Genomic DNA, 24,506 nt, shown 5'->3' on the forward strand with positions numbered 1-24,506 from the left:
AGCACAGATGACTATACAATCATCTGTGCTTTTTTATTACTTTTTAAAAATACCAAACGGCTTTCCAACTGGTAAAACAACTTTTCCGAAGTGTGTGTTTAACACTGCTGCTGCTGAACCATAGAAAGATAATAATGAAATAAGAAGTTCAGAATATGCTGCTAAATTATGCATTGCATGCGGCATAACACCTAAAGTACTTAATGAAAGACCGATAAATAAGAAATCAATAAGGACGAAAATCATAAATAATACTTTATGTGTTTCCATTGCACCAATTGTCATAAAGATTGTGAAAATCAAATATCCGATAAAGGCTACACCAAGCTGTTTTGAATCTGCAGCTTGTGCTAATTTTTCGCCAAATACTCCAAGTTGAATTAACCAAGTCATTCCAACACCTAGCCAAAATAGACCGTACGCACCGAATGCTGTTGTACCGAATGTATTGTTATGCTTTGCATCATGAATGCAAGCAAAGATTTGTGCAAATCCTCCTAAAAAGATTGCCCACGGTAATACAAGTGAAACGCCATCTGTTAAGCCTAACTTTTGAGATGATGCTACAAGTGTTACCATCGCTAATCCAAATAGACCAATTCCAGATGGATCTGCTGTTGTCATTTTCACATGATGTGTAGTAGTTTGATTGCTCATATAAACCTCCTGATTATAAACATACTCGAATACAATACTTAAATCAGAAGCCTATGTCAATGGTTTTTTTTGTATGTTGTCAGACGTTATATTTTATAATGATTAAATATATTTCCGACCACTTCATAAGGTTTTATATTCACTTTTTCCAACTCATTTATCGGTAGCCATAACGGAATATAACTTCCTCTACCTTCCCACTGAAATTCCTCAGCTGTTCCACTTCCGAACACTCCGCCTGTAATATAGGCAGCATAATAATATTCATTTCCTTTATATTTTACCTTTGCAATAAGGTGCTCCACTTTTATATGTACCCCTAATTCTTCGTATACCTCTCTTTTCGTTGCCTCTTCAGGCGTTTCACCTTCCTCAATCCCTCCGCCAGGAAACACATAATATGTTTCCTCTTCTCGAATACGTTTTATAAGAGCGATTTTTCCTTCCTGTACAATGATAGCCGCTCCGCGATTTCTTATCATTTTATTACCTCAATACGAATCGCAACTGTTCCCCACTCTTTTTCTTGTTCTTTCGTATATATTTTGTATGTACTTTCTAACATTTCCTCTAAACTATCATTTTCACAATCCAATAATTTTTTTATCGATTTGTTCATACATGGCTTTAAAGCTCTCGTATCGCTTTATTTCCGTTACTTTTACCGTCATCATTTCTTTTGTCGTAAGATTCGTAAATACGATTTCATCGCCTTTGTTTATTAGTTGACGTTTTTCATCGTATAGGCGTACTTCATATACTTTTTTTCCTGATTGAATTGACTGAAACGGTTTATTATATAGACCCAGTTCGTATCGCATATATCCCACTTCCTTTTGTTCATTTCACCTATTAATACAGTTCACATTACTACATCTTGCATATAATATTCCATACGTATCACTTAATTGAGAAAGGAGGCTGAAGAAGCATGTTATATTTAAATCAAAAACCTGAATATAATAAATATGATATTGGTGATTATACTTATAGTAAAGTAGGGCCAACCATTTTTTCTTGGAACGATGAAACAAAATTAAAAATAGGTAAGTTTTGTTCATTAGCAGAAGAAGTCGTTTTCATACTTGGCGGTGAACATCGCGCAGACTGGATAACAACTTATCCATTTAATGCACTTTTTGATGAAGGAGCACATATTACTGGTCACCCTTCTTCAAAAGGTGATATCGTAGTCGGCAATGATGTATGGATTGGTTATCAATCCTGCATTTTATCTGGTGTTACAATTGGTAACGGGGCCATTATCGGCGCCAGGAGCATTGTTACAAAAGATGTACCCCCGTATGCAATTGTAGCTGGTAATCCTGCAAAATTTGTTCGATATCGTTTCCCGCAAGAAACGATTGACAAACTAGAGAATCTCGCATGGTGGGACTGGGACATTTCTGTTATAAAAGGAGCCATTCCATTACTACTCTCCGACAAAATCGACGAATTTTTCACCTCACCCGAAAAAGAATCTACATGATAAATACAGAAAGAGCATCCTTTTTTCCGGATGCTCTTTCTGTATTTATTTTTTATTTATTTTTTATTTATTTTTTATTTATTTGCAAATGATTACACGGAGAACATTGAAAAGGAATTTTCCCTAAGCAATTAAGATTCGTTTCACAAATTTGTTCTATCGTTGGAACAAATGGAATGACAACTATGTTACTTTCTACCATTTGTGTAACAGGTGGCAATACTGTGCCTACTTGATGTTCGAAACGAATACTCGCTTGATTTATATAATTTCCTGAACCATTTGGCGCGCTCTGCACTACTACTTGGAACGAAACTGTCCGTGCTTCACCTGGATTTAAATTTCCTATAATAAAACCTGATACTGGGTTTACATTTAGCACTGGCGTATTATCAATCGTTACAGTTCCAAGGACAAATTGAACACTACTATCTAACATATCTTGAAAACGAATATTTTGTATTGCTGTATCCCCCGTATTTGTAATAACTGTCGTAAACGTAATAACATCGCCAATTGTTGCTGCCTGTAAATTTGCCGTTTTTACGACTGTCGTTGAGACATTTTGAGAAATAAACGGGATAACAACTGTATTGCTATCACCTTCAACTACTACTGGCGGCTCATTCGGATTTACAGTTGCGAGCCCATTTGCTATAGCAGTATTTGTAACTAAATTATTTATTTGTCCTCCTGTTATTACAACTTGGAAATTAATAATTGCTGCGTCATTTGGCTGAAAATCACCTAACGGAATACCGGTATTCGGATTAGCAAATGGAAGAGGTACATCATTTACCGTTACCGTGCCATTTATAAATAAAGTATTCGGATCAATGATATCTGTTAAAACAATATTCGTCACAGGAACTGTACTGTCATTTATAACGGCAATTCCATAAGTGACAACATCTCCTACCATCGCTACTTCAAAGTTTGCTCCTTTTGCAACAAATAAGATTGCAGTATTTACCGTCACTATAACTGTATTGCTCGTATCCATCACTGTAACTGGAGGCTCCCCTGGTACTAAAATATATTCTGCTAACGCCCCAGCAACGTTCACTACTGTGCCACCATCTGGAAAGCTCGTAATCGTAGCTTCATATGTTACAATCGCCGTCTCACCAACTGGAATGTCTACAATCGTAAATCCAACCTGCGGATTTACTCCCGGACGAGCTACTCCATTTACAGTTACACTATTTGGTATAAAAACAGCTTCCGGAGATAGGACATCGATAAATTGAATATTCATCGCATCAGCAGTACCAGTATTTAATATTCGAACCGTATACTTTACTGTTTCTCCTACTCCAACAATTGAATGATCTACTTCTTTTTGCATATCTAAACTGCCTCTATTTACTGGTGTGACTGTCGTATTACTTGAATTCGTAATTGTAAACGGAGGTTCTCCTGGAATTAATTCAAAATCACCCGTTACTCTTGCTGTATTCATAATGCTACTAGAAGGCGGAACTGCGATTACATTTACTTCAAATGTAATTAATACGCTATCCCCTACTGCAAGATTAGGCAATGCAAAGCCTACAAATGGATCTAAACCTACTTGCGGAATCCCATTTATTTGTACACTTCCAGGAACGAATTCTAAACTAGGTGATGGAACATCGCTAAACTGAACGTTCGTCGCTGTTACCGTTCCCGTATTTGTAACTTGCACACTATACGTTAGCGTATCTCCTAATCGTGTCGCTTCTTTATTTACAGATTTTATAACGCTGAATCGTCCTCTATTCACTCTAGTTATCGTCGTATTACTCGGCTCTGTTACTACAACCGGTGGCTCTCCTGGCACTAAAGTAAAGCTTCCTGTTATATTTGCAACGTTCGTAATTGTTCCTGATGACGGGATGTTTGTAACTGTCGCTTGAAACGTCACTATAACTGTTTCACCAACCGGGATATCTCCAACTCCAAATCCAGTAATCGGATTTAAGTTTGGTTGCGGGGCTCCATTTATCGTTACACTATTTGGTACAAATGACGCACCTGTTGAAATCGTATCAATAAACTGAACATTGTTAGCTGTTACTGTTCCTGTATTCGTTATTTGCACTGTATACGTCAATACATCTCCAACTAGAGTAGCGGCTCTATTTACTTGTTTAATAACATTAAAGCGTCCCCTATTTACAGTTGTGAGTGTTGTATTACTTGGCTGATTTACTATAACTGGTGGTTCTCCTGGTACTAAAATAAAGCTTCCGGTAACATTTGCCGTATTGGCAATTGTTCCGTTTGACGGAACGCTAACAACTGTTACTTGGAATGTGACTTCTACACTTTCACCTGGAGTTATATCCGGAAGTGAGAAGCCAGTGTTAGGATCTAATCCAGGCTGTAACACACCGTTTATCGTTACACTATTCGGTACGAATGTTATAGAGGATGGTAATACATCACTATATTGAACATTCGTCGCTATCACTGTTCCCGTATTTTGAACTACTGTTGTATATGTGATTGTATCGCCTACTGCAACAACCGGCTGACTTACTGATTTTAAAACATTCAAACCAGATTCATTTATTTCTGTTAATGTCGTGTTACTTGTCGTCGTTTCAGTAATAGGCGGCTCTGTTTCACTTACAGCAAACGTAGCCGTAACGTCCACAAAGTTAACAACTGTTCCACCTTGAGGTATGCTCGTTACCATCTCTTGGTATGTGACAAGTACAAAATCACCTACAGGTATATCTGGAACTGCAAAGCCTATGAACGGATCTAATCCTGGTTCTGGCACTCCGTTTATACTCACACTTCCTGGAACAAATGCTACACCACTCGTACTAGAATCAAGAAATTGGACATTCGTTGCCGGTACCGTTCCAAAGTTAAAAATTAGTACATCATAGGTTAATATTTCCCCAACCGTCGCTGCCTCTTTATCTACTATTTTTACTGGAAAAATTGAAGCTATATTAATTGTCGTAACGACTAAATTCGTTAATATCGTTTGCGTAATCGGTGGCTCCTGCGGATTCGGTTGTGAAGTAAATGTAACGTCAGCATCATTTAATATGACTTCATTATCAGGAATTTCCGTAATGGTCACTTGGAACGTTACAGAAATACTCGCACCAGCATTTAATAACGGACTAACTGTAAAGCCTATTTCTGGATTTAATCCAGGTTGCTGCACTCCACCTATCGTTACACTGTTGTCAACAAACGTCGTCCCTTCTGGAATGACATCTTGGAAGAGTACATCTGTAACAGGGATAATTCCTACATTCGTTATTAGCACTGTATACGTTAATACATCCCCAACAGCCCCAGTTGCAATATTTACTGTTTTTATTGCTGTCACTTCACCAGGAGGAGGTAACGGTATTGTAACTACCGTTGTATTACTTGAGTTCGTTGTTGTTACAGGTGGTTGTAAAGGATTCAATAAGAAAGTAGCTGTAGCAAACGCTGTGTTTAGAACTGCCCCAAGCGTTGATGGTGCAACAACTATCACTTGGAACGTTACTGTCAATGATGTACCAGCTGCAATATTAGGAAGCGGGAAACCTACATTTGGGTCAAATCCAGGTTGAGGCGTTCCATTTATCGTTACACTATTTGCTACAAATGTTGTTTCTGGAGCAATCGTGTCAATGAAAGAAATATTTGTCGCTGCAACTGTACCTGTATTTCGTATAACAACAGAATATGTGTAAGTTTCTCCAAGTGCTGCTTGTTGTACAGATGAAGATTTTTGTATAGTTAGTCTCGCTGTATTTACTTGTGTTACTACAAAATTACTATTTGTAGTAGTCGTTATAGGAGGTCCTGCCGGATTTATAAGGAAACTTGCAGTAACATTCGATTGATTTCTTATATTTCCACCACTCGGAACGCTTGTCACTGTCACTTGGAACGTAATTGTAGCAGTTTGCCCAACTGGAATATTTGTAACAGGAAAACCCACTATAGGATTCGCACCTTGCTGAACGACTCCATTAATCGTTACACTATTCGCTACAAATGTAGCTCCAGATGGGATTGGATCTTGAAAAATAATATTCGTTGCGGGGACGGTTCCTGTATTTTGAATAAGAATCGTATACGTTAACGTATCTCCTACACCTGCTTGTGGTGTATTTACACTTTTTATTACATTAATTGATCCTACATTCACTCGCGTCACAACAATATTACTAATCGTTACAATTGTAATTGGTGGCTGGAGAGGACTTACTTGGAAATCAGCAGTTACATTCGCATTATTCGGAAGAACTCTATTTGGTGGTACACTCGTGATTGCCACTTGGAAAGTAACTGTTACTATACCTCCTACTGGAATATTAGCAAGTGGAAATCCAGTTGTCGGGTTTAAACCTGGTTGAGGTGTCCCGTTTATTGTTACACTATTCGCTACAAAAGTGGTTCCAACTGGAATCGGATCAAGGAATGATACATTTGTCGCTACTACCGTTCCACTATTTTGTATAGCAACTGTATATGTTAGTGTATCTCCTACACCTGCTTCAGTAGCGCTTACACTCTTCATTACATTTAGTCCTGAGGAATTAACAACTGTCATAACAGTATTACTTGGAACCGTCACAGTAATTGGTGGCTCTGTTGGATTTACAAGAAAATCTCCAGTTACATTCGCGTTATTTACAACATTATTCCCTGGCGGAATTTCATCAATTAATACTTCAAACGAAATAATTACACTCGCGCCAGTAGGTAAATCATTTAATGGGAATCCTAGTCCTGGATCTGCCCCCTCTTGTAAAACACCATTAACCAATACACTATTTTCAATAAATAATGTCCCTGGCGGAATTGAATCTTGGAAAAATATACTTGTAGCTGGTACACTACCTGCATTTATAACTTCGATTGTATATACTAAAACATCTCCTACCGTTGCCACATTCGTATTCACTGCTTTCACAACTTCAAAGTTCCCTGATTGTACTGTCGTATTCACAACGTTACTCGGTACATTGATTGTTACTGGTGGTTCATTCGGATTCACTTGAAAGCTTGCTGTTACATTTGCTTGATTTAAAATATCTTCATTTTCTGGATTCTGTACAATTACTACGTCAAATGTGACTACAACCGTTTGAGCCGCAGGAATATTCGGAAGAGAGAATCCTGTATTCGGATTTAGTCCACTTTGCTGTACTCCATTAATTGTTACAGAATTTGCAACGAAGGAAACAGCGGAAGAAATAGTGTCTTGAAATAACACATTTGTTAGCGGAACGTTTCCTGTATTTTGAACGGCAATCGTATATGTTAAAGTATCTCCTACTGCTGCTTGTGTTGTATTCACTTCTTTTATTACATTTAAACCGCCTGTATTAACTTGTGTCACAACTGTATTCGTTTGTCTATTAATCGTTATTGGCGGCTGATTCGGAATAACGACGAAATTAGCAGACACATTTCCGCGATTCGGAATCGTACCTCCTGATGGCGTAGAAGTTACTCGTACTTGAAATGTAACTGTCCTAGTCCCACCTGGAGATATGTTAGCAACTGTAAAGCCAGTTGCCGGATTTGCCCCAGGTTGCGAAATTCCATCTACAGTTACACTATTTGTGATAAAAGTCGTTCCAGTTGGGATTGGATCTTGAAAAATAACATTCGTCGCAAGTACATTTCCTGTATTTTGAATTGTTACCGTGTACGTAAGAACGTCGTTAACCGTTGCAAAAGCTTTATCCACTGTTTTTCTCGTTGTTATATCAGCTATATTAATTGTCGTAACTACAGTATTGCTTGTCGCTTGCCCTGAAACTGGTGGTTGACCAGGTACTGGAGTAAAGTTAAATGTTACACTCGCACGGTTTGGAATTGGATTGACAAGAGGGTTTGATGTCACTCGAACTTGAAAGCGCACTACAGTCGTTTGCGATGCATTAATACTTCCAAGATTAATACTACTTGCTGGATTCGCTCCTGGACGTGCTACCCCGTTTACCGTAACGCTATTTGCGACAAATGTTGTTCCAGCAGGGATACTATCAACAAAAATAACATTGTTTGCAGTGATGTTTCCATTATTCGTTACATTAACCGTGTACGTTAATACATCATTAAGTGTTGCCGTCTGTAGATCTACAGACTTTTGCATACTTATAGTTGCTTGATTCACTGTCGTTTGTACTGTATTTGAAGAAGACGTACTTGCAATAGGAAGGCTACCAACGAAAGGACGAAATTGGTAAGACACCATTGCACGATTTGAAATAGGATTTGGATTTGGAAACGATGTAATTCTTACTTGGAATGTAACGATTCTTTGAGCATTATTTGGTATCGTTCCTAAATTAATTCCACTAGCTGGATTCGCACTTGGTTGTGTTACTCCACCAACCGTTACACTACCAGCTATAAATGCTGTGCCGTTCGGAATACTATCTTGTAAGATAACGTTGTCCGCACTTCCTGTTCCTGTATTCGGAACTGTAATCGTATAAGTGAGAATATCTCCTATACCTGCAACTGCTTTATCAACAGATTTGACAGGATTTATAATCGGTCCCGTCGCATCAATTTGAACACCAAAACCAGCCGCTGCATAACCATCACCATTTGTAACGAACCGAACGGTTGCTGACGTTTGATTATTTACTAATGATGATGAAGCATCTACGTTTGTAATATCCCATCCTTGTCTTCGAACAGCCAAAGCTATCCCTAATGGCTGATTCAAATCTCCAAACGTTCCGGTTGTATCTAATTCCCCAAAGTCATTACAAATTTGAGATTGAAAGAAATTATTTGCCGGATTTCTCGGTCCGAATAATGCAACTGTAGCATTTGGGTTTGGTCCAAAGCGAAGTTGATCTCCAGAAATGTTGGAATCTCCCTCTTGAACAGTTACGAGTACTCTTCCTGTAACAGCTCCTGTAGCTGGAGTAGCAAATCCTGAAATAGTAGCATCAACAGGCGGGGATGAAGCATCAATAATTTCTTGGCCTGCATAAACTGACAAATTCCGAAGAGGTAAACTTGCATTTTGATATACAACCTCAAGCGTCCAGCCAGCTGAACGACTGATTGTTGGATCAGCTGAAGTTCTTGCAGCGGGCACAGCACCTGTTGTATATGTGCCTGCCCCACCTGCACTAACAAGATTCGTTACATTAGCAGAGCGAGCATAATAAAACTGATTTCCTACTGAACCTTGCTGCGCGGTAGCGGGATCTGGCGTAACAGCAAACGTCCCTGATGGTGTTGTAAATGTAATATCATCATTTAAAAATGGTAAAACATCTTCCGTATCAGTCCGAAAAGTACCAGCCCAAACTAACTCTGCATATAGCACACTACTCCCCGCCGGAAGATTTAAAATTGCACTCGAAGAATTCAATTGCCATTCATCCGTCGTTCCTGCTGGGAACCCTGGTACTTGCAGCGCTGTATTTACCGTAGTAAATACAGCAAGTGTACCAAAAATATTACCTGGCGCAGGTGATGTAGGGCTAAGCCCTAACGTGTTCCCAGTGAACGTGACGGCACCAGGTACTGTTGTTGTAAAACGGTTTATAAAAGGCACACAATCATCTCATTTCATTTATAGTAAAAAGTGCTCTATACTATAAAATGTAGACAAACTATGCAATGTACGTTGTCCAACAAAATTCCGCACATACGAGAGGAGTTTATAAAACTATGCGCTACGTTATCATAACAGGAACTTCACAAGGTTTAGGTGAGGCTATTGCCACTCAATTGTTAGAAGAAAGTACAACTGTCATCTCTATTTCTAGAAGAGAAAATAAAGAACTTACTAAACTTGCAGAGCAATATAACAGCAATTGCATTTTTCATTCCTTAGATCTTCAAGATGTACATAACTTAGAAACTAACTTTAAAGAAATCATTTCATCCATTAAAGAAGACAATGTATCCTCTATTCATTTAATTAATAATGCAGGTACAGTTGCACCTATGAAGCCGATTGAAAAAGCAGAAAGTGAACAATTCATTACGAACGTTCACATTAATTTACTTGCACCTATGATTCTTACATCTACGTTTATGAAACATACGAAAGAATGGAAAGTAGATAAACGCGTTATAAATATTTCATCTGGTGCAGGAAAAAATCCTTATTTCGGATGGGGCGCTTATTGTACGACGAAAGCTGGTGTAAATATGTTTACACAATGCGTAGCAACTGAAGAATGGGAAAAAGAATATCCAGTAAAAATCGTCGCTTTTGCCCCCGGTGTTGTTGATACAAATATGCAAGCACAAATTCGTGAAACAGCTAAAGAAGACTTCACAAATTTAGACCGCTTCATTGCATTAAAAGAAGAAGGAAAGCTATTATCACCTGAATATGTTGCGAAAGCTATTCGTAACTTACTAGAAACTGAGGAATTCCCTCAAGGCGAGGTTATTAGAATTGATGAATAACAAAAAGGCGTGCTAAAATAGCACGCCTTTTTGTTTTACTTCTCTAAAAATATGAGCACAGATTCCGCAATTTGTTCATAACCAATTTCTTGATAAATTTTATTAGATGTCGGATTCGCTAGATCAGTATATAACGTAGTCGTCTGGTAGCCTTCATCTAACATACGTTGACTAAGTGCTGCTACACAATGAGATGCATACCCTTTTTTCCTTGCTTCTTTCGGCGTATATACGAAATTGACTGTTATATTATTTTTAGTTGGTCTCGTTTTTGCAGCTACAGAAACGAGTTTCCCATCCACTTCCAAACCAAACAGTCGATTTGTAGTTATTAATGTATACGCAGTTTGTTTTGCTTCTTCTTTCGTAGTAGGAAGCTTTACGTCTTCACAAAATTGATATATCCACTGTTCTATTAATGGTAATTCATCATTATTTACCGCTCGGAAAAGTCCATTCGCATTACACTTCTTCTTTACTCTGTTCAGCTCATACACACCTTGCTCCATTGCAACATTCGTTTTTTTATTTTCTAATACGGCAATCTCTTCCGCTAATTTCTGTACAATTTTCTTATTACCGATCAATCCAGGAATATCCGGATATACTTTCGTTAATTCTTTTGCAAGTTCCTCAATAGTTACTCCCGCAATTTCAGAAGTTGCAACAATGATTTGTTTCTTCTCTTCTGTTTGCAGAAATACAACCGCAATTTCTTCTCCTTGTTTCGCTATCCCCATAAATATCGGTTCTTGGACCATTTGTAATACACCTAATATGAGATTGTTTTCCTGCTCATTCTTTTCTAGAAATGGTGTAACATCTTCTTTAAAATGAAAAATCTCTTCATATACATGTAATTGAATCATCGACAATCTCTTCTCTCTATTCATAGTTTAATTAAGTATTGGCGATTAATTCATCAAATCCCTCTTTTACGATTCAATAATATTCAAAGCTAATGTATTCAAAGCATTTTCAGCTTGTAAAATTCTCTGTTTTTCCTTTTCAAATACATCTTCTTCTTTTTGAAATGACTCTTTTCGATTTTTGATCATGCGCTCCATCTCTTTTTTACTCGGTCCACCGTATACATTTCTTTTTTGAATAAAAGCTTCTGGCGATATAATTTCTTTCCACTCTTTTTCTAATAAATTTATTTTAAAATGTTCTTGCAAGTACATATTTACCTCTTTGAAGTGTAATTCATGTAGTTCTTTTTTCTGCTCCAATGACATATTTGCAATAGCACTTGCTGCATGATGAGCATGCCGAAATGGAATTTCATAGTTTTTTGTTAAAACATCGGCGAAATCCGTTATCGTTATTGCATGTTTATAGGAACGACTTTTTAACGTTTCTTCTTCTACTTTCATCGTTCGGATCACTGCATTCATCATACAAAAAACACGAATTGCCTTTTCAATCCCTTTATATAAATATGGCTGCAAGTCATCTTCCGTATCGACAATATCACCAAATGGTGTATTATGAATCATTTGAAATACTGTAAATGCTTCTCCTAAAGCACTACTCGTAATTGCACGAGCATGTTCAATTGAAACCGGGTTTCGTTTTTGCGGCATAATACTACTGATTTGTACATATGACTTTGCAACAGTAATACCGTCATATTCTTTCGTTGCTAACAACAAAAAGTCATGAATCCATCTACTCGTATTCGTCATCATTACCATAAGTAGCGAGCTAACTTCTAATAAATAATCCGCTCCAGCAACAGCATCATATGAGTTCTCAATTACATTTGTAAATCCAAGTAGATGAGCAACTCGTTCTCGTTTAATCGGGAAACTTGTTGTAGAGAGTGCAGCCGCCCCCATTGGAGACTGATTTAAAAGCTGGTACGTTTTTTTCATTCGTTCTAAATCTCTTTGCATCGTATCATAAATTGCTAACGTATAATGACCAAATGTTGTTGGCTGTGCTGGTTGTGTATGTGTATAAGCTGGCATGATCGTTTCCTTATGATCAGCAGCAAGTTGCAGTACACTTTCTTGCAATAACAAATGATGTTCTATTAATCGTAATACATATCGCCTTAAACTCATGCGATACATCGTTACGCCCATATCATTTCTACTTCTACCAATATGCATATTACTTACAAAATCGCATTTCGCTTCTTGAGAAATTAAATGTTCGACTAAAAAAAAGAGATCTTCATGCTGCTCTGTATAGAGCAATTGCTCTTCTGGAATTCCCTCTACCTTTTTTAATGCGTGTAATATAACTTTAGCTTCTTCCTTTTTCATTAAATTTTCTTCCGTCAGCATCGTAATATGTGCTTTATGCACTTGAAACATATCTTTCAATAAGTAATTTCGTTGAAAATCAAATACATGTTGTAATACACAATCCACATATGTTTTCCCAGGGAAATCAGCGCCTTCACTCTTTATAAACTCTTCTTTACTTTGTTTCATCACCTTTTCCCCTCTCACCTAAGTATTACTACCCATCATACCCAGAGATAGAAAAAAAGTGCTTGTACATAAAAATAAACTCGGTGCTCTCTGCACCGAGTTTATTTAATAAAAGTCGCATCATACTTATCACTTTGCAACACTTGGAAATGCAAGTTTGCTAAATGCTTCCGTATTTCTGCACTATCGTCTTCATTTAAATTATTCGCCAAAAACACAATTTCTGTACAGTTTCCACGTTTATCCATAGCATAAACTGCTTTTGTAACCGTCCATGGTGTGTAACCATTCTTTTGCCCCGCATGTCTGAATGTTTTACGGTATTTCTTGGCACTCATGTCTGTTTCAACGATATTTGCCCACACTTTTTCTTCAGCCTCTGTCAAGCCACCTTTATGGTTTGCCTTTTGAAGTAATACCATATAATCATTTGCAGAAGCTGCTGGTAATCTATCTGACCAAATTTTGTCGTAACGTTCCTCTAAATAAAGCGGAATTTCCTTCTGTAATAATGGTCCCTTCTTCTTTAAGCGTTCATGAATAATCATCGCATATTCACGATATTGCTCTTGAGACATTTCTTTTAACTTTTTCTCTATTTTATATTTTGGAACATGTAATTCTTTATGCAAATATCCCGGGATATACAAAGATGAAACGATTGGAAATAGTGGTTGATGTGCAGGAAGTGATAAACTTTGTAAATTTCGATTGATGTTATCTAATCCTAACAATTCCATTAAGTATTCAGCATTTGCATTCGAACTAAACTTAACCATTCCTTTTGCCACTTCTTCTAAAGAAACCGCTCCTTCAGTTATCTTGCCCGTCTTCTCCAAATACTTTTGCCATCTATCTTGTGCACCACCATCTGTATTCGGCACATAATAACGATTCACATCATTAATCGACACGAAACTAGAAGAATCAATTTTCCCTTCAGTAACTTGTTTCGTATATTCAAGCGCCACAATTAATTTCATCGTACTAGCAACTGGCAATACAACATTTGGGTTTACAGAATAAACAACTTTATCATTTCTCTTTACTAGAAGCGCACTATTTTTTTCATCTTTATGTTCTTCAATAAAAGATGCAATATACTGTGCATCATCATTATTTGAACTCCACACTTTTTTCACTAAAAAGTTACCCGATATTAGCAAAACAAAAATACCCACAATTACTGCGCATACTATAGTTTTTTTCAAGTAAAATTCCTCTCCTATTGTGTAACTCTTCTCTATTTATCATTTAAAAACAAAATAATGGAGATGGTCATTTAAATAACCATCTCCATTATTTTAACTTGTATGCTCCTATTATGTCTACGTCATAAATTTCACAAAATCCTCAAGAAACTTTTTATAATGTAACGACCAACCAATTCGCACCCAATTTTTTAATGCTTTTGCATCAGGTTGAGGCCGAAAATCAGCAATACTCTCTCCTTTTGCAATTCCAACTGTATCTACATCGACACGACGATATACATAATCTAAAAGGGATGGATTTGCCGCAACCATCATTGTAACGACGTCATGTACTGGACTTCCTTTTATTTTCGGATTTAACTTTCTATAAGCTTTATAATAGTACGTAAATATCGGCTCGATTAACTTATTAAAACTCGTTTTAGAGTGTTTCGTAATATATTTTACCATTTCCGGTGTAATAATTGCTTCAGATGTAACGTTAAGTGGCACTAATGTTACATTTTTGGCATTTTGCATAACTAATTGTGACGCAATGGGATCACCATGAAAATTCGCCTCTGCGACTGGTGTTACATTGCCAGGCATTAAGAAAGCACCGCCCATTATATAATATTCTTTCACATACTTCATCATCGGCTTTTCTAAAATAAATGCTGTCGCTAATGTTGTTGATCTACCAGCATCGACTATTATTAATTCTCCTTTATATTTTTCAAGAAGATCAAAAAATGTACAAAAAGGCTTTATATTTGGTGAAAAAGTTTTTGGAGGTTTAATTGGCCCTAAACCGTCTGTCCCATGAATTTCTGGATAATACGTCGTAATATCTCCGGATAAAGGAATTTTCGCACCATTAATAACAGGTATATCTTCCCGTCCTGCCATTTGCAATAAATATGCGGCATTACTTGTCGCCTTTTCTTGTGTTACATTTCCATATCCCGTTACTACACCAACAATATCAATATCAGGATGCAACAATCCATACATAATTGCTAAAGAGTCATCAATGCCTGGGTCTCCTAAAAATAATACTTTTTTCATCGACCTCAACTCCATCCCCTCAGTTGTTATTAATTTATGAATAACCGTGGATATACAGAATAAAAAATGAACAAATTCACACAAAAAAACGCAGTCTTATAAGGACTACGTTTCTTCAGCTAACCTATACTGTTTTTTTTATAGCACTCATACTTCCAATGATGTAAGCGATAAACGCAAAACAAATCGGGAAGACAACTGTATGTATACCGAACGGATTTGGATAGAAAAGATGAATACACATATATGAGCCTACCCCAACTAAAATAGACGCAAGCGCTCCTGTAGCATTTCCTTTCCTCCAATATAACCCTAATACGATTGGCCAAATGAATGCTGCTTCTAATCCACCGAAAGAAAATAAATTTAGCCATATTAAAAAATCTGGTGGTTTAATTGCCGCTGCATAAACGAGTAGTCCTACAATACCCGTAATCCACAAACTTCCTTTTTTTATCGTACTGTCTGCTGCATCTTTATTTATGTAATTTACGTATATATCTTTAATAATTGACGAGCTTACAAGTAATAATAAAGAGTTTACTGTAGACATAATCGCTGCCATCGGTGCAGCTAAGAAAACTCCAGCTAACCAAGGTGGCAACACTTCCATCGCAAGTAGCGGCATTACTTTATCTGGTACCGTTATACCTGGAAGTACTACTCTTGCAAATACACCTGTTAAATGCATACCGATCATAATTGTGCCAACGACAACGGTTCCAATTATTAAAGCTTGGTGCATCGCTTTTGAATTTTTATAAGACATGGCACGCACGCTAATTTGCGGTAAACCGACAACGCCAATTCCAATTAAAATCCAAAATGATGTAACATATGATTTCGTTAAACTGCCATCTGCTCCGAATGGTGTAATTAACTTTGGATTAATTTGAACAAGTTCCTGCATAATCTTTTCAATTCCACCACCAGCAATGACAGTAGCAATTAAAATGATTGTTGTTCCAACTAACATAATGATTCCTAATAATGTATCTGATAGAGCAACTGCACGAAATCCACCAATTAATACGTACACAAGTACAGAAAAAGTAAATAAAAATAGTGCTGTTGTATACGATAGCCCCGTTAGTGACTCGATTAATCGTCCACCACCGACCCACTGGGCTACTGTCGCTGAAAATAAAAAGATAATAATACATAACGCAGAAAGTATAACAACTGCTTTATTATTGTATCTCCCTTTTAAATAATCGATAAGAGTAATTGCTTCCATCTTCCTAGCGATAATTGCAAACTTTTTACCGATAACCGTTAAAACGATATACCCTGTTACAACTTGAATCGCAGATAACAGTACCCATCCAAGACCCATATTGTAAGCAATACCAGGGCCACCAATAAAGCTACTTGCACTACCGTACGTAGCAATCATTGTCATCGCTAATAATAAACCGCCTAGCTCACGCCCACCAAGAAAATATTCTTGCAAAAATTTATTATGAGCAGTTGCTTGCACGCGTCTTGAAGCATATACACCAATTAAAAATACAACGATAAACGAAATTATCATTGGAATGATTACATACCAATTCATCTATTATTCCTCACTTTTTTCTTCCTCATCGAGTGAAATATCTTGAAATACAAAACGAACAACTAAACTAAGTAAAATAACCATAACGATAAATCCAACGATACAGCTATAAAAAAACCATGCGGGAAAACCTAATACATATGTATATTCATTCGGATTTTTACTACCAAGCCCATAAGCAAATCCGTACCAAATTATAAAATTAATAATAGCAAGTCCAAGACCAATTAACGCTTCTCTATGGGCTATTCGAAAGCGTGGATCATCATGATAATCTTTCATTTTTACCCCTCCTCTCACGATGTATTATTGTACCATTGTTCTTCTAGTTTTTCCTACTAGAAAGCAAAAACAAGCAGGATTTTTTTATAATCATATAGAAGATTCTCTTACATTACATATTTTTTACAATTGTAACACAAATGAAATTTGAATTTTCAGTATTTCTTAATTATGATTTTAATTAGAGGCTTTCCATCTAGTTTCCACATCCTTGATTTCGGAATAAGCGCCGTCTCGTACTGCGTTTACATTATATTTTCAAGGGGGTTATACAATGAGTCAACTAGCTGTAAATCTTCATGAAAAGGTAGAGAAGTTTCTTCAAGGTACAAAAAAGTTATATGTGAATGGATCTTTCATTGAAAGCGCTTCCGGCAAAACATTTAAAACACCTAACCCAGCAACTGGTGAAACACTTGCCGTCGTTTCTGAAGCTGGTCGCGAAGATATTCATAAAGCTGTAGTCGCAGCTCGTATGGCTTTTGACGAAGGTCCTTGGTCTCGTATGAGCACTGCTGAGCGAAGCCGTCTCATGTACAAGTTAGCTGATTTAATGGAAGAACATAAAGAAGAGCTCGCACAGCTCGAAACATTAGATAACGGAAAGCCAATCCGTGAAACAATGGCAGCAGACATCCCACTTGCAATTGAGCATATGCGCTATTACGCTGGCTGGGCTACGAAAATCGTTGGTCAAACAATTCCTGTTTCCGGTGATTACTTTAACTATACACGCCATGAAGCTGTTGGTGTCGTTGGTCAAATTATTCCTTGGAACTTCCCGCTTCTTATGGCAATGTGGAAAATGGGAGCAGCGCTTGCTACAGGATGTACAATCGTTTTAAAACCTGCAGAACAAACTCCACTATCTGCTCTATACTTAGCTGAATTAATTGAAGAAGCTGGATTCCCGAAAGGTGTTATTAATATCGTACCTGGATTCGGTGAATCAGCTGGACAAGCTCTCGTTAATCATCCACTCGTTGATAAAATTGCATTTACCGGTTCTACTCCTGTCGGTAAACAAATTATGCGACAAGCATCCGAATCATTAAAACGCGTTACACTTGAGTTAGGCGGTAAATCACCAAATATCATCTTGCCGGATGCTGATTTATCTCGTGCGATTCCTGGCGCACTTTCTGGTGTTATGTTTAACCAAGGACAAGTATGCTCTGCTGGATCACGCTTATTTGTTCCGAAGAAAATGTATGATAATGTCATGGCTGATCTCGTCCTCTATTCTAAAAAACTAAATCAAGGTGTCGGTCTTAACCCTGAAACAACAATTGGTCCTCTCGTTTCTGAAGAACAACAAAAACGTGTAATGGGCTACATTGAAAAAGGGATTGAAGAAGGCGCTGAAGTACTTTGCGGAGGAAGTAATCCATTCGATCAAGGCTACTTCGTTTCTCCTACAGTATTCGCTGACGTAAATGATGAAATGACGATCGCAAAAGAAGAAATTTTCGGTCCAGTTATTTCTGCAATACCATTTAACGATATTGATGAAGTAATTGAACGTGCAAATAAATCACAATTCGGCTTAGCGGCTGGTGTGTGGACAGAAAATGTTAAAACAGCACACTATGTTGCAAGCAAAGTACGTGCAGGTACAGTGTGGGTAAACTGTTATAACGTGTTTGATGCAGCATCTCCATTTGGAGGATTTAAACAATCTGGTCTTGGCCGTGAAATGGGATCTTATGCATTAAATAACTATACAGAAGTAAAGAGCGTTTGGCTTAACTTAAATTAATGAAAAGAACCTGACCTATCCGGTCAGGTTCTTTTCATTATGTATTCCTTTAAACTTGCAGTCCTCCGCTCACATTTAATACTTCACCTGTAATATAAGATGCGTATTCTGATGCTAAAAAGGCTGCTGCGTTCGCAATATCTTCTGGCGTTCCAATTCTACCAACTGGAATAGCGCCAACCATCTTTTCTTTCACTTTATCTGGTATCGTTTTGGTCATATCTGTATCCATAAACCCCGGACAAATCGCATTACAAGTAATACCGAAACTTCCAACTTCTTTCGCTGCTGTTTTCGTTAATCCTACAACTCCAGCTTTCGTTGCAGCATAATTTGCCTGTCCAATATTCCCCTCTCTACTTATAGAAGAAATATTAATAATTCTTCCATATCCTTGTTGTCTCATATAAAGAAGCGCTGGTTGCATACAATAAAAAACTCCAGTTAAATTCACTTGTAATACTTGTTCCCAAGCAGATTTCTCCATTTTATGTAACATTGCGTCTCTTGTAATTCCAGCATTATTCACCAAAATATGTAATGTACCAAATTTTTGAACCGCATATTCAATTAACGACTTTGCTTCATTTTGATTACTCACATCACATCGATATGAGCACACTTCATATCCTTCATCTGATAACTCACGTGTCGTTTTTTGTAGCGTCTCTTCATTTACATCGCTAATTAATACTTTCGCCCCTAGCTTTGCATAAACCCTTGCAATCTCTTTTCCAATTCCCTGTGCAGCTCCTGTTACAACAGCTGTTTTCCCATTTAAAAACTCCATTCCTATCCCCCATTTCTATTACTTATACTGTATATTTCGGCTTTTTACTTTCCAACTCCTCTTTGTATAAAAAAGTCTATTTGTGTCAAACTAACTTTGCAACGTCGCATAAAGTGAAACTTTAATCAGTGGGAAGTTTGTTCATCCCCCACTGATTATCAGCCCTCACCAATCGGGCATTTAATCTCCCACCTAGCTTCTTTGTTCCATCTGAGTTTTAAGGTGGGAGTTTTACTACCCGTTATGCGGGATAAATTGCAAGGAGATTGTGTCGAATGAATAAAAAAAATTTCAAACAAAGCAAAACAACTGATGGCATTGATGTTGAGTTCTCTCGCGAACTCGCTGACCACAATGACTTAGAAGCAAACGCACGTGCAAATGCCGCTGATGCACGTCAAAAGCGCCAATCAACCGAAAAATAAGGTACATCACAACCTTATTCTTTTCAAAAGGGACCTACTACCCAACAAAATAAACCGAGAGACATCTCTCGGTTTATTTTCTATATTTTTTTGCATAATGAGCCAAAGTAAGCAACGGATATATATGAGCATAACTATGATAACGAATATAAAACCCACCTGGTAAACCTGTTCCAGTAGGATATTTTTCATTTATATAAGGATTGGAGAGCAAATATGAAATACCTTTTCGAATAACTGGCGTTTCTTTATCATAGTAAGAAATGAGGGCATCTAACGCCCATGCTGTTTGGGATGGTGTACTAAATGGCAAAGTAACAAATCTTTTTTCCACACTACTTTGGCAAGATTCTCCCCAGCCACCATCTTCATGCTGTATATGTTCAAGCCATAAAACGGCTCGTTTCAATGATGAATCGCTAGATGGTATTCCTAGTGACCGTAAACCAGTCAACACTGCCCACGTACCATATATATAACAAATTCCCCATTTCCCATACCACGATCCATTTTCCTCTTGTACATTCATTAACCAATTTATCGCACTTTGTTTTTGTTTCTCGGGCAATTCATTTTGCGTATACGTTCCGAAAAATTCTAACACTCTTCCTGTAATATCTGGTGTAGAAGGGTCTGTAATCATATCACTTGCATTTTCGATTGGTAAATTTGCTAATATACGGCTCGTTACCCCTTTTTCAAAAGCCCCCCAACCACCATCATTATTTTGCAATCCTTTAACCCAATTAACCGCTCGCTTCCAAGCATTATCTACATGTTCGTTCCCTCTACTTCGCGCCAATGCTCTTAACACAGCAGTTGTATCATCAATATCTGGAATCGTCGTATTCACATCCGAAAAGCCCCAACCACCCGGGAAGAGATCCGGTGCATGTACACTCCAATCTACTTTCTTCCTTTGCTGTTTTCTTAGTAAATATGCTGATGCATTTTGAATCACTTTACTTGCTTTCGGAACTTGAGCTTCTTGCAAAGCATAACTGAGTAAAGCTGTATCCCATATAGTTGATGGAGAGTTTTGCAAATGGCTCCCTCTCTCCACCTTCCATATATAAGATGTAATTCCCATTATAGCCTTCTCAATAATTGGTGATTGAATAGAATGTCCTAATGCAAGTAAAGCATAAATCATATAAAACGAGGCAGTTGCGTAGCTATATAATGTTCCATTTTCATCAATACGCTCTTTCATAAAACGTTCTACTTCCTCATATCCTTTATGATGCAAAGAAAGTGGATACGTTATAATTTTCTTCACGTCACTTACTAACGTTTGAAAAACTGGAGACCGATCCTCTCGAAACCATTCTCCGCCCCCGCCTGCAATGTGATTTAAATTTGGCAATAACTTTTTCCCTACTCGAAATCTTTTATTTAAACACAACATCATCGGAATTAAATGAATACGTGCTGAGCTACTCAATTCAAATATACTGAGAGGGGAATCATTCTGCAGAAACATAATTGGTGTTGGCAAATGAAAAAGAGAAGGATATTCATATTCTCCATGAATCGCTAATAAAAACTTCGTCATAAAATGAGCACGTGCTACCCCACCGCGCTCATTTATAAACATTTCCGCTCGCTTCATATTCGCATCTTCTTTTGTGTATTTTTCCGATGCAAGTAAGGCGGCATAAGATTGAATGGTAGCTGATAAATTACCTCCCACCTCATCTTCATACAATTTCCATGTTCCTTCATTTGTTTGAAGTGATGCTAATCTTTTCACAAACGGTTCTATCTCTTTATCTCTACCTAATAATTTTAATAAAAAAATCATATGGCAATCTGTTAATGGAGCTCCTTCAAAACAAAACCGCCACGTACCATCTTGCCGTTGCATTGTTTGAAGTGCAGTTGTTCTTCTCGCTATTTCTTCATGCACTTTTTCATATAATAACAAGTTACTCACCCACCCTTTCGAAATCCGTATAACGATATTCAAAAAGGTAGCTGAATATGTATAAAAACAAAGAAAAGCAGAACATATAAAATGTTCTGCTCATAAACAATACCCTACTCCGACAATAATTCCTAATAAAGCACCGACTACTACTTCATACGGTGTATGCCCAACAAGTTCATTTAACTTCTTATATTCTGTTTCTCTACCGTGAAAAAAGTCATTCAATATTTTTGCTTGTTTACTTACTGCAAGCCTTACTCCTGAAGCATCATACATAACAATAATGGCAAAAATAGTAGCAACCGCAAACATCGAGCTTTCCACACCTTCCACTACTCCAACTCCTGTAGCAAGCGCTGTAACTGTTGAAGCATGAGAACTTGGCATCCCACCTGAAGCAAAAAACTTTGCAAAATCAAATTCACCTGTTTTAACTAATTTAAAGACTACTTTCGTTAATTGTGCTAAAAACCATGAAATTACAGCTGCCATAAGCGGATCATTATGTAAAATTGTTTCCATGTTCTCAGCTCCTTACTAGCTATAATGGAAATCCTATATAGTATCAGTATAAAGAAAAATGCGTAGAAAATACTACGCATTATGATACTTTTGCTGATTTATTTTTTATAAATTTCGGTTGTTTCTGCACTAAAAACTTAGTCTTCGCTACCGAGAATACAAATAATGCAACCCATATACAGAAAAATGCAATCATATGAGTAGATGTGAAATGTTCACCAAATACGAATACACCTAAAATTAAGCTAATTGTTGGTGCAATATATTGTAAAAAACCTACCATATAAAGAGGAATAAGTTGGGCTCCTTTTGCAAAATAAAAAAGTGGTAGAGCTGTAACAATACCCGCTCCTATTAATAGTAATGTCGATAACATTGAGATAGAGCCAAATGAGCCGAAACCATGTACTCCTGTCATTACTAGATAAATAATCGCAAACGGCGTTACTAACATCGTTTCCATCGTAAGTCCAATTGTCGCATCATAGTTTAACAATTTTTTCGTTAATCCGTATAATCCAAATGAAAGGGCAAGTGATAAAGAAACCCACGGGATAGCCCCGAAACGTACTGTTAAAATGATAACCCCCACTCCAGCTAAACCAACTGCAACATATTGCCAGAAGTTTAACTTTTCCTTTAAAACGACTGTACCAAGTAAAATACTAATAAGCGGATTAATATAATAGCCAAGACTCGCTTCAATAACATGATTATGATTAACGGCCCATATGTAAACAAACCAGTTTCCACTAATCAAGACTGAAGCTATTGTTAATGACATTAATAATTTAGGTCGTTTAAAAAGATTCACAAATTCCCCAATAAACTGGCGAAACCTCTTCGTAACACCTAATACGAGTAACATAAAAACAAACGCCCAAACGATGCGGTGTGCTAATATTTCATCTGCTGGAACTTCCTCAACCCATTTCCAATAAATCGGTAGGATTCCCCACATCGTGTAAGCACCAGCCGCATATAGTATCCCTTTTTTTTGCTCTGCTGATTGACTCCCCATCTTCCTTTTTCTCCTCTTCTCATTTTTTCTCCATTATACGGTCTCACATGCTCAATTTACCAATAATCAATCTGCATTTCTTTCGACATTTCTCATACAACGAATAATAAACATACCGTTATTACAACAAGTAACGGTATGCCGAAAACAAATTTCTTTTTATGAGTTTTATGATGAAACATATACATGCCAATCCAAGCTCCAACTGCTCCCCCAGCTGCCGCTGATAAAAACAACGTACTTTCTGGCGTTCTCCACTGTTTCTTCTTCGCTTTTCGTTTATCAAGCCCCATAAGGCTAAAAGCTATAATGTTAATAATAAGAAAATAAATCCATTTCATCGCTTTCTCTCCTTATGAAAAATTCGCTTAATGGTAACACGAAAAAACGACGGAAACAACTGAAGAACTCTTTTTATCCAACTAGTTTCATTCCTTTTTCTTAATTAGTTACCTTCATATTTACATAACCAACTAAAATCGCAGTTAAAGCATTTAATATAGAAAAATGTTATGAGCAGAATCCTATATTTCATTACATTCATCCACTACCATATCATCAAAAAAATTGCTCTCAATCACTTTCTCATCAAAACGAAGAACTACAATTAGCCCTACATATAAAGAAACAAAATTTAGAAACCATTCCCCATTCTCATCTTTCTTAGCTAAGCATTTAAATATCTCTTGAAATTGCATACGCTCATCTGTCGCAACAACCGGTCGCACGCCAAAATATTTCAATACAAGATGTAGGTTGAGCTGCACGGATAATGATAAAATATACTTTAATAACTCGGTATAATGAGCAACATTTTTTTGACTATATAACTTCACAAGCTCTTGATGTAAAGTAGAAATTGATAATTCTTCTTTAGTCACTTTTGTTGCTTCTATCATTTCAATCATCTTTTTCATATCCATTCCATTTACCCCTCCCGTTACAAAACAAAAGCCAAAGTA

General features: G+C 37.1%; 19 protein-coding genes and 1 pseudogene. 4 read left to right on the plus strand and 16 right to left on the minus strand.

Annotation, left to right across the window (positions count from 1 at the left end):
- Nucleotides 1-36 precede the first annotated feature (36 nt).
- From AB6801_RS15645 to AB6801_RS15655, 3 genes and pseudogenes are all read right to left on the minus strand, one after another.
- The gene (locus tag AB6801_RS15645; protein ID WP_000070938.1) at nucleotides 37-657 is read right to left on the minus strand and encodes an acetate uptake transporter; all 621 of its coding nucleotides are present in this window, start codon (nucleotides 655-657) and stop codon (nucleotides 37-39) included.
- 86 nt (nucleotides 658-743) lie between these two features.
- Nucleotides 744-1,139, minus strand: coding sequence for an NUDIX hydrolase (locus AB6801_RS15650; RefSeq protein ID WP_000620829.1), 396 nt, complete (start codon nucleotides 1,137-1,139; stop codon nucleotides 744-746).
- Nucleotides 1,136-1,478: pseudogene (locus tag AB6801_RS15655) on the minus strand (ASCH domain-containing protein). Before AB6801_RS15655 ends, AB6801_RS15650 begins: the two are co-directional and overlap by 4 nt.
- Before the next feature lie 110 nt (nucleotides 1,479-1,588).
- On the opposite strand from AB6801_RS15655, the gene AB6801_RS15660 reads away from it, so the two are divergent.
- Nucleotides 1,589-2,146 carry a CatB-related O-acetyltransferase gene (locus AB6801_RS15660; protein ID WP_000966305.1) on the plus strand — a complete coding sequence of 186 codons (558 nt, stop codon included), beginning with the start codon at nucleotides 1,589-1,591 and terminating at the stop codon, nucleotides 2,144-2,146.
- A 67-nt stretch (nucleotides 2,147-2,213) separates the two neighbouring features.
- Here AB6801_RS15660 and AB6801_RS15665 read toward each other — a convergent pair whose 3' ends face one another.
- Entirely contained in the window at nucleotides 2,214-9,686 is a 7,473-nt protein-coding gene (locus AB6801_RS15665; protein WP_097999281.1) for a DUF7507 domain-containing protein, read from the minus strand.
- A gap of 116 nt (nucleotides 9,687-9,802) precedes the next feature.
- On the opposite strand from AB6801_RS15665, the gene AB6801_RS15670 reads away from it, so the two are divergent.
- Nucleotides 9,803-10,552, plus strand: a complete 750-nt coding sequence (locus AB6801_RS15670) for a (S)-benzoin forming benzil reductase (RefSeq protein WP_001271048.1) — start codon at nucleotides 9,803-9,805, stop codon at nucleotides 10,550-10,552.
- 35 nt (nucleotides 10,553-10,587) lie between these two features.
- On the opposite strand, the gene AB6801_RS15675 is transcribed toward AB6801_RS15670, so the two are convergent.
- From AB6801_RS15675 to AB6801_RS15700, 6 genes are all read right to left on the minus strand, one after another.
- Nucleotides 10,588-11,421 (minus strand): GNAT family N-acetyltransferase, encoded by an 834-nt coding sequence (locus AB6801_RS15675; protein ID WP_000615376.1) that lies wholly within the window; start codon nucleotides 11,419-11,421, stop codon nucleotides 10,588-10,590.
- A gap of 66 nt (nucleotides 11,422-11,487) precedes the next feature.
- Nucleotides 11,488-12,996, minus strand: a complete 1,509-nt coding sequence (argH, locus tag AB6801_RS15680; protein ID WP_000813961.1) for an argininosuccinate lyase — start codon at nucleotides 12,994-12,996, stop codon at nucleotides 11,488-11,490.
- Nucleotides 12,997-13,097: 101 nt separating this feature from the next.
- The gene (locus AB6801_RS15685) at nucleotides 13,098-14,207 is read right to left on the minus strand and encodes a serine hydrolase (protein WP_000751366.1); all 1,110 of its coding nucleotides are present in this window, start codon (nucleotides 14,205-14,207) and stop codon (nucleotides 13,098-13,100) included.
- 117 nt (nucleotides 14,208-14,324) lie between these two features.
- Nucleotides 14,325-15,257 carry a nucleoside hydrolase gene (locus tag AB6801_RS15690; protein ID WP_000756459.1) on the minus strand — a complete coding sequence of 311 codons (933 nt, stop codon included), beginning with the start codon at nucleotides 15,255-15,257 and terminating at the stop codon, nucleotides 14,325-14,327.
- A 124-nt stretch (nucleotides 15,258-15,381) separates the two neighbouring features.
- Entirely contained in the window at nucleotides 15,382-16,815 is a 1,434-nt protein-coding gene (gene panF / locus AB6801_RS15695) for a sodium/pantothenate symporter (protein WP_053513938.1), read from the minus strand.
- A 3-nt stretch (nucleotides 16,816-16,818) separates the two neighbouring features.
- A complete protein-coding gene (locus tag AB6801_RS15700; protein ID WP_000656239.1) occupies nucleotides 16,819-17,097 on the minus strand; it encodes a YhdT family protein in 279 nt (92 codons plus the stop codon).
- A gap of 274 nt (nucleotides 17,098-17,371) precedes the next feature.
- Between AB6801_RS15700 and dhaS the strand changes: the two genes are divergently transcribed.
- Nucleotides 17,372-18,856, plus strand: coding sequence for an aldehyde dehydrogenase DhaS (gene dhaS, locus AB6801_RS15705; protein WP_000080279.1), 1,485 nt, complete (start codon nucleotides 17,372-17,374; stop codon nucleotides 18,854-18,856).
- Between the two features lie 49 nt (nucleotides 18,857-18,905).
- Here the strand turns inward: dhaS and fabG are convergent, their stop codons facing one another.
- Complete coding sequence (gene fabG / locus AB6801_RS15710) at nucleotides 18,906-19,646, minus strand: 3-oxoacyl-ACP reductase FabG (RefSeq protein ID WP_000395043.1); 741 nt, start codon at nucleotides 19,644-19,646, stop codon at nucleotides 18,906-18,908.
- Nucleotides 19,647-19,921: 275 nt separating this feature from the next.
- Here fabG and AB6801_RS15715 point away from each other — a divergent pair, with 275 nt between their 5' ends.
- Entirely contained in the window at nucleotides 19,922-20,071 is a 150-nt protein-coding gene (locus AB6801_RS15715; RefSeq protein WP_001035818.1) for a YfhD family protein, read from the plus strand.
- A gap of 73 nt (nucleotides 20,072-20,144) precedes the next feature.
- Here the strand turns inward: AB6801_RS15715 and AB6801_RS15720 are convergent, their stop codons facing one another.
- The 5 genes from AB6801_RS15720 to AB6801_RS15740 all read right to left on the minus strand — a co-directional run bounded on the left by AB6801_RS15720 (nucleotide 20,145) and on the right by AB6801_RS15740 (nucleotide 24,467).
- Entirely contained in the window at nucleotides 20,145-21,998 is a 1,854-nt protein-coding gene (locus AB6801_RS15720; protein ID WP_000928151.1) for a terpene cyclase/mutase family protein, read from the minus strand.
- Nucleotides 21,999-22,097: 99 nt separating this feature from the next.
- A complete protein-coding gene (locus AB6801_RS15725; protein WP_000447820.1) occupies nucleotides 22,098-22,523 on the minus strand; it encodes a divergent PAP2 family protein in 426 nt (141 codons plus the stop codon).
- A gap of 79 nt (nucleotides 22,524-22,602) precedes the next feature.
- On the minus strand, nucleotides 22,603-23,544 hold the full coding sequence (gene rarD, locus AB6801_RS15730) for an EamA family transporter RarD (RefSeq protein ID WP_000535537.1): 942 nt from the start codon (nucleotides 23,542-23,544) through the stop codon (nucleotides 22,603-22,605).
- 92 nt (nucleotides 23,545-23,636) lie between these two features.
- Complete coding sequence (locus AB6801_RS15735) at nucleotides 23,637-23,885, minus strand: DUF1294 domain-containing protein (protein WP_000871346.1); 249 nt, start codon at nucleotides 23,883-23,885, stop codon at nucleotides 23,637-23,639.
- Between the two features lie 183 nt (nucleotides 23,886-24,068).
- The gene (locus tag AB6801_RS15740) at nucleotides 24,069-24,467 is read right to left on the minus strand and encodes a hypothetical protein (RefSeq protein ID WP_000367289.1); all 399 of its coding nucleotides are present in this window, start codon (nucleotides 24,465-24,467) and stop codon (nucleotides 24,069-24,071) included.
- Nucleotides 24,468-24,506: the final 39 nt, after the last annotated feature.

The sequence above is a fragment of the Bacillus sp. RCC_6_1 genome (assembly GCF_041360755.1).
Classification (GTDB): Bacteria; Bacillota; Bacilli; order Bacillales; family Bacillaceae_G; genus Bacillus_A; species Bacillus_A cereus.

Coding starts and splice junctions, on each gene's coding strand:
- AB6801_RS15645 (WP_000070938.1), bottom strand. CDS start 657: ATGAGCAATCAAACTACTACACATCATGTGAAAATGACAACAGCAGAT.
- AB6801_RS15650 (WP_000620829.1), bottom strand. CDS start 1,139: ATGATAAGAAATCGCGGAGCGGCTATCATTGTACAGGAAGGAAAAATC.
- AB6801_RS15660 (WP_000966305.1), top strand. CDS start 1,589: ATGTTATATTTAAATCAAAAACCTGAATATAATAAATATGATATTGGT.
- AB6801_RS15670 (WP_001271048.1), top strand. CDS start 9,803: ATGCGCTACGTTATCATAACAGGAACTTCACAAGGTTTAGGTGAGGCT.
- AB6801_RS15675 (WP_000615376.1), bottom strand. CDS start 11,421: ATGATTCAATTACATGTATATGAAGAGATTTTTCATTTTAAAGAAGAT.
- argH (WP_000813961.1), bottom strand. CDS start 12,996: ATGAAACAAAGTAAAGAAGAGTTTATAAAGAGTGAAGGCGCTGATTTC.
- AB6801_RS15690 (WP_000756459.1), bottom strand. CDS start 15,257: ATGAAAAAAGTATTATTTTTAGGAGACCCAGGCATTGATGACTCTTTA.
- panF (WP_053513938.1), bottom strand. CDS start 16,815: ATGAATTGGTATGTAATCATTCCAATGATAATTTCGTTTATCGTTGTA.
- AB6801_RS15700 (WP_000656239.1), bottom strand. CDS start 17,097: ATGAAAGATTATCATGATGATCCACGCTTTCGAATAGCCCATAGAGAA.
- dhaS (WP_000080279.1), top strand. CDS start 17,372: ATGAGTCAACTAGCTGTAAATCTTCATGAAAAGGTAGAGAAGTTTCTT.
- fabG (WP_000395043.1), bottom strand. CDS start 19,646: ATGGAGTTTTTAAATGGGAAAACAGCTGTTGTAACAGGAGCTGCACAG.
- AB6801_RS15715 (WP_001035818.1), top strand. CDS start 19,922: ATGAATAAAAAAAATTTCAAACAAAGCAAAACAACTGATGGCATTGAT.
- AB6801_RS15725 (WP_000447820.1), bottom strand. CDS start 22,523: ATGGAAACAATTTTACATAATGATCCGCTTATGGCAGCTGTAATTTCA.
- rarD (WP_000535537.1), bottom strand. CDS start 23,544: ATGGGGAGTCAATCAGCAGAGCAAAAAAAAGGGATACTATATGCGGCT.
- AB6801_RS15735 (WP_000871346.1), bottom strand. CDS start 23,885: ATGAAATGGATTTATTTTCTTATTATTAACATTATAGCTTTTAGCCTT.
- AB6801_RS15740 (WP_000367289.1), bottom strand. CDS start 24,467: ATGGATATGAAAAAGATGATTGAAATGATAGAAGCAACAAAAGTGACT.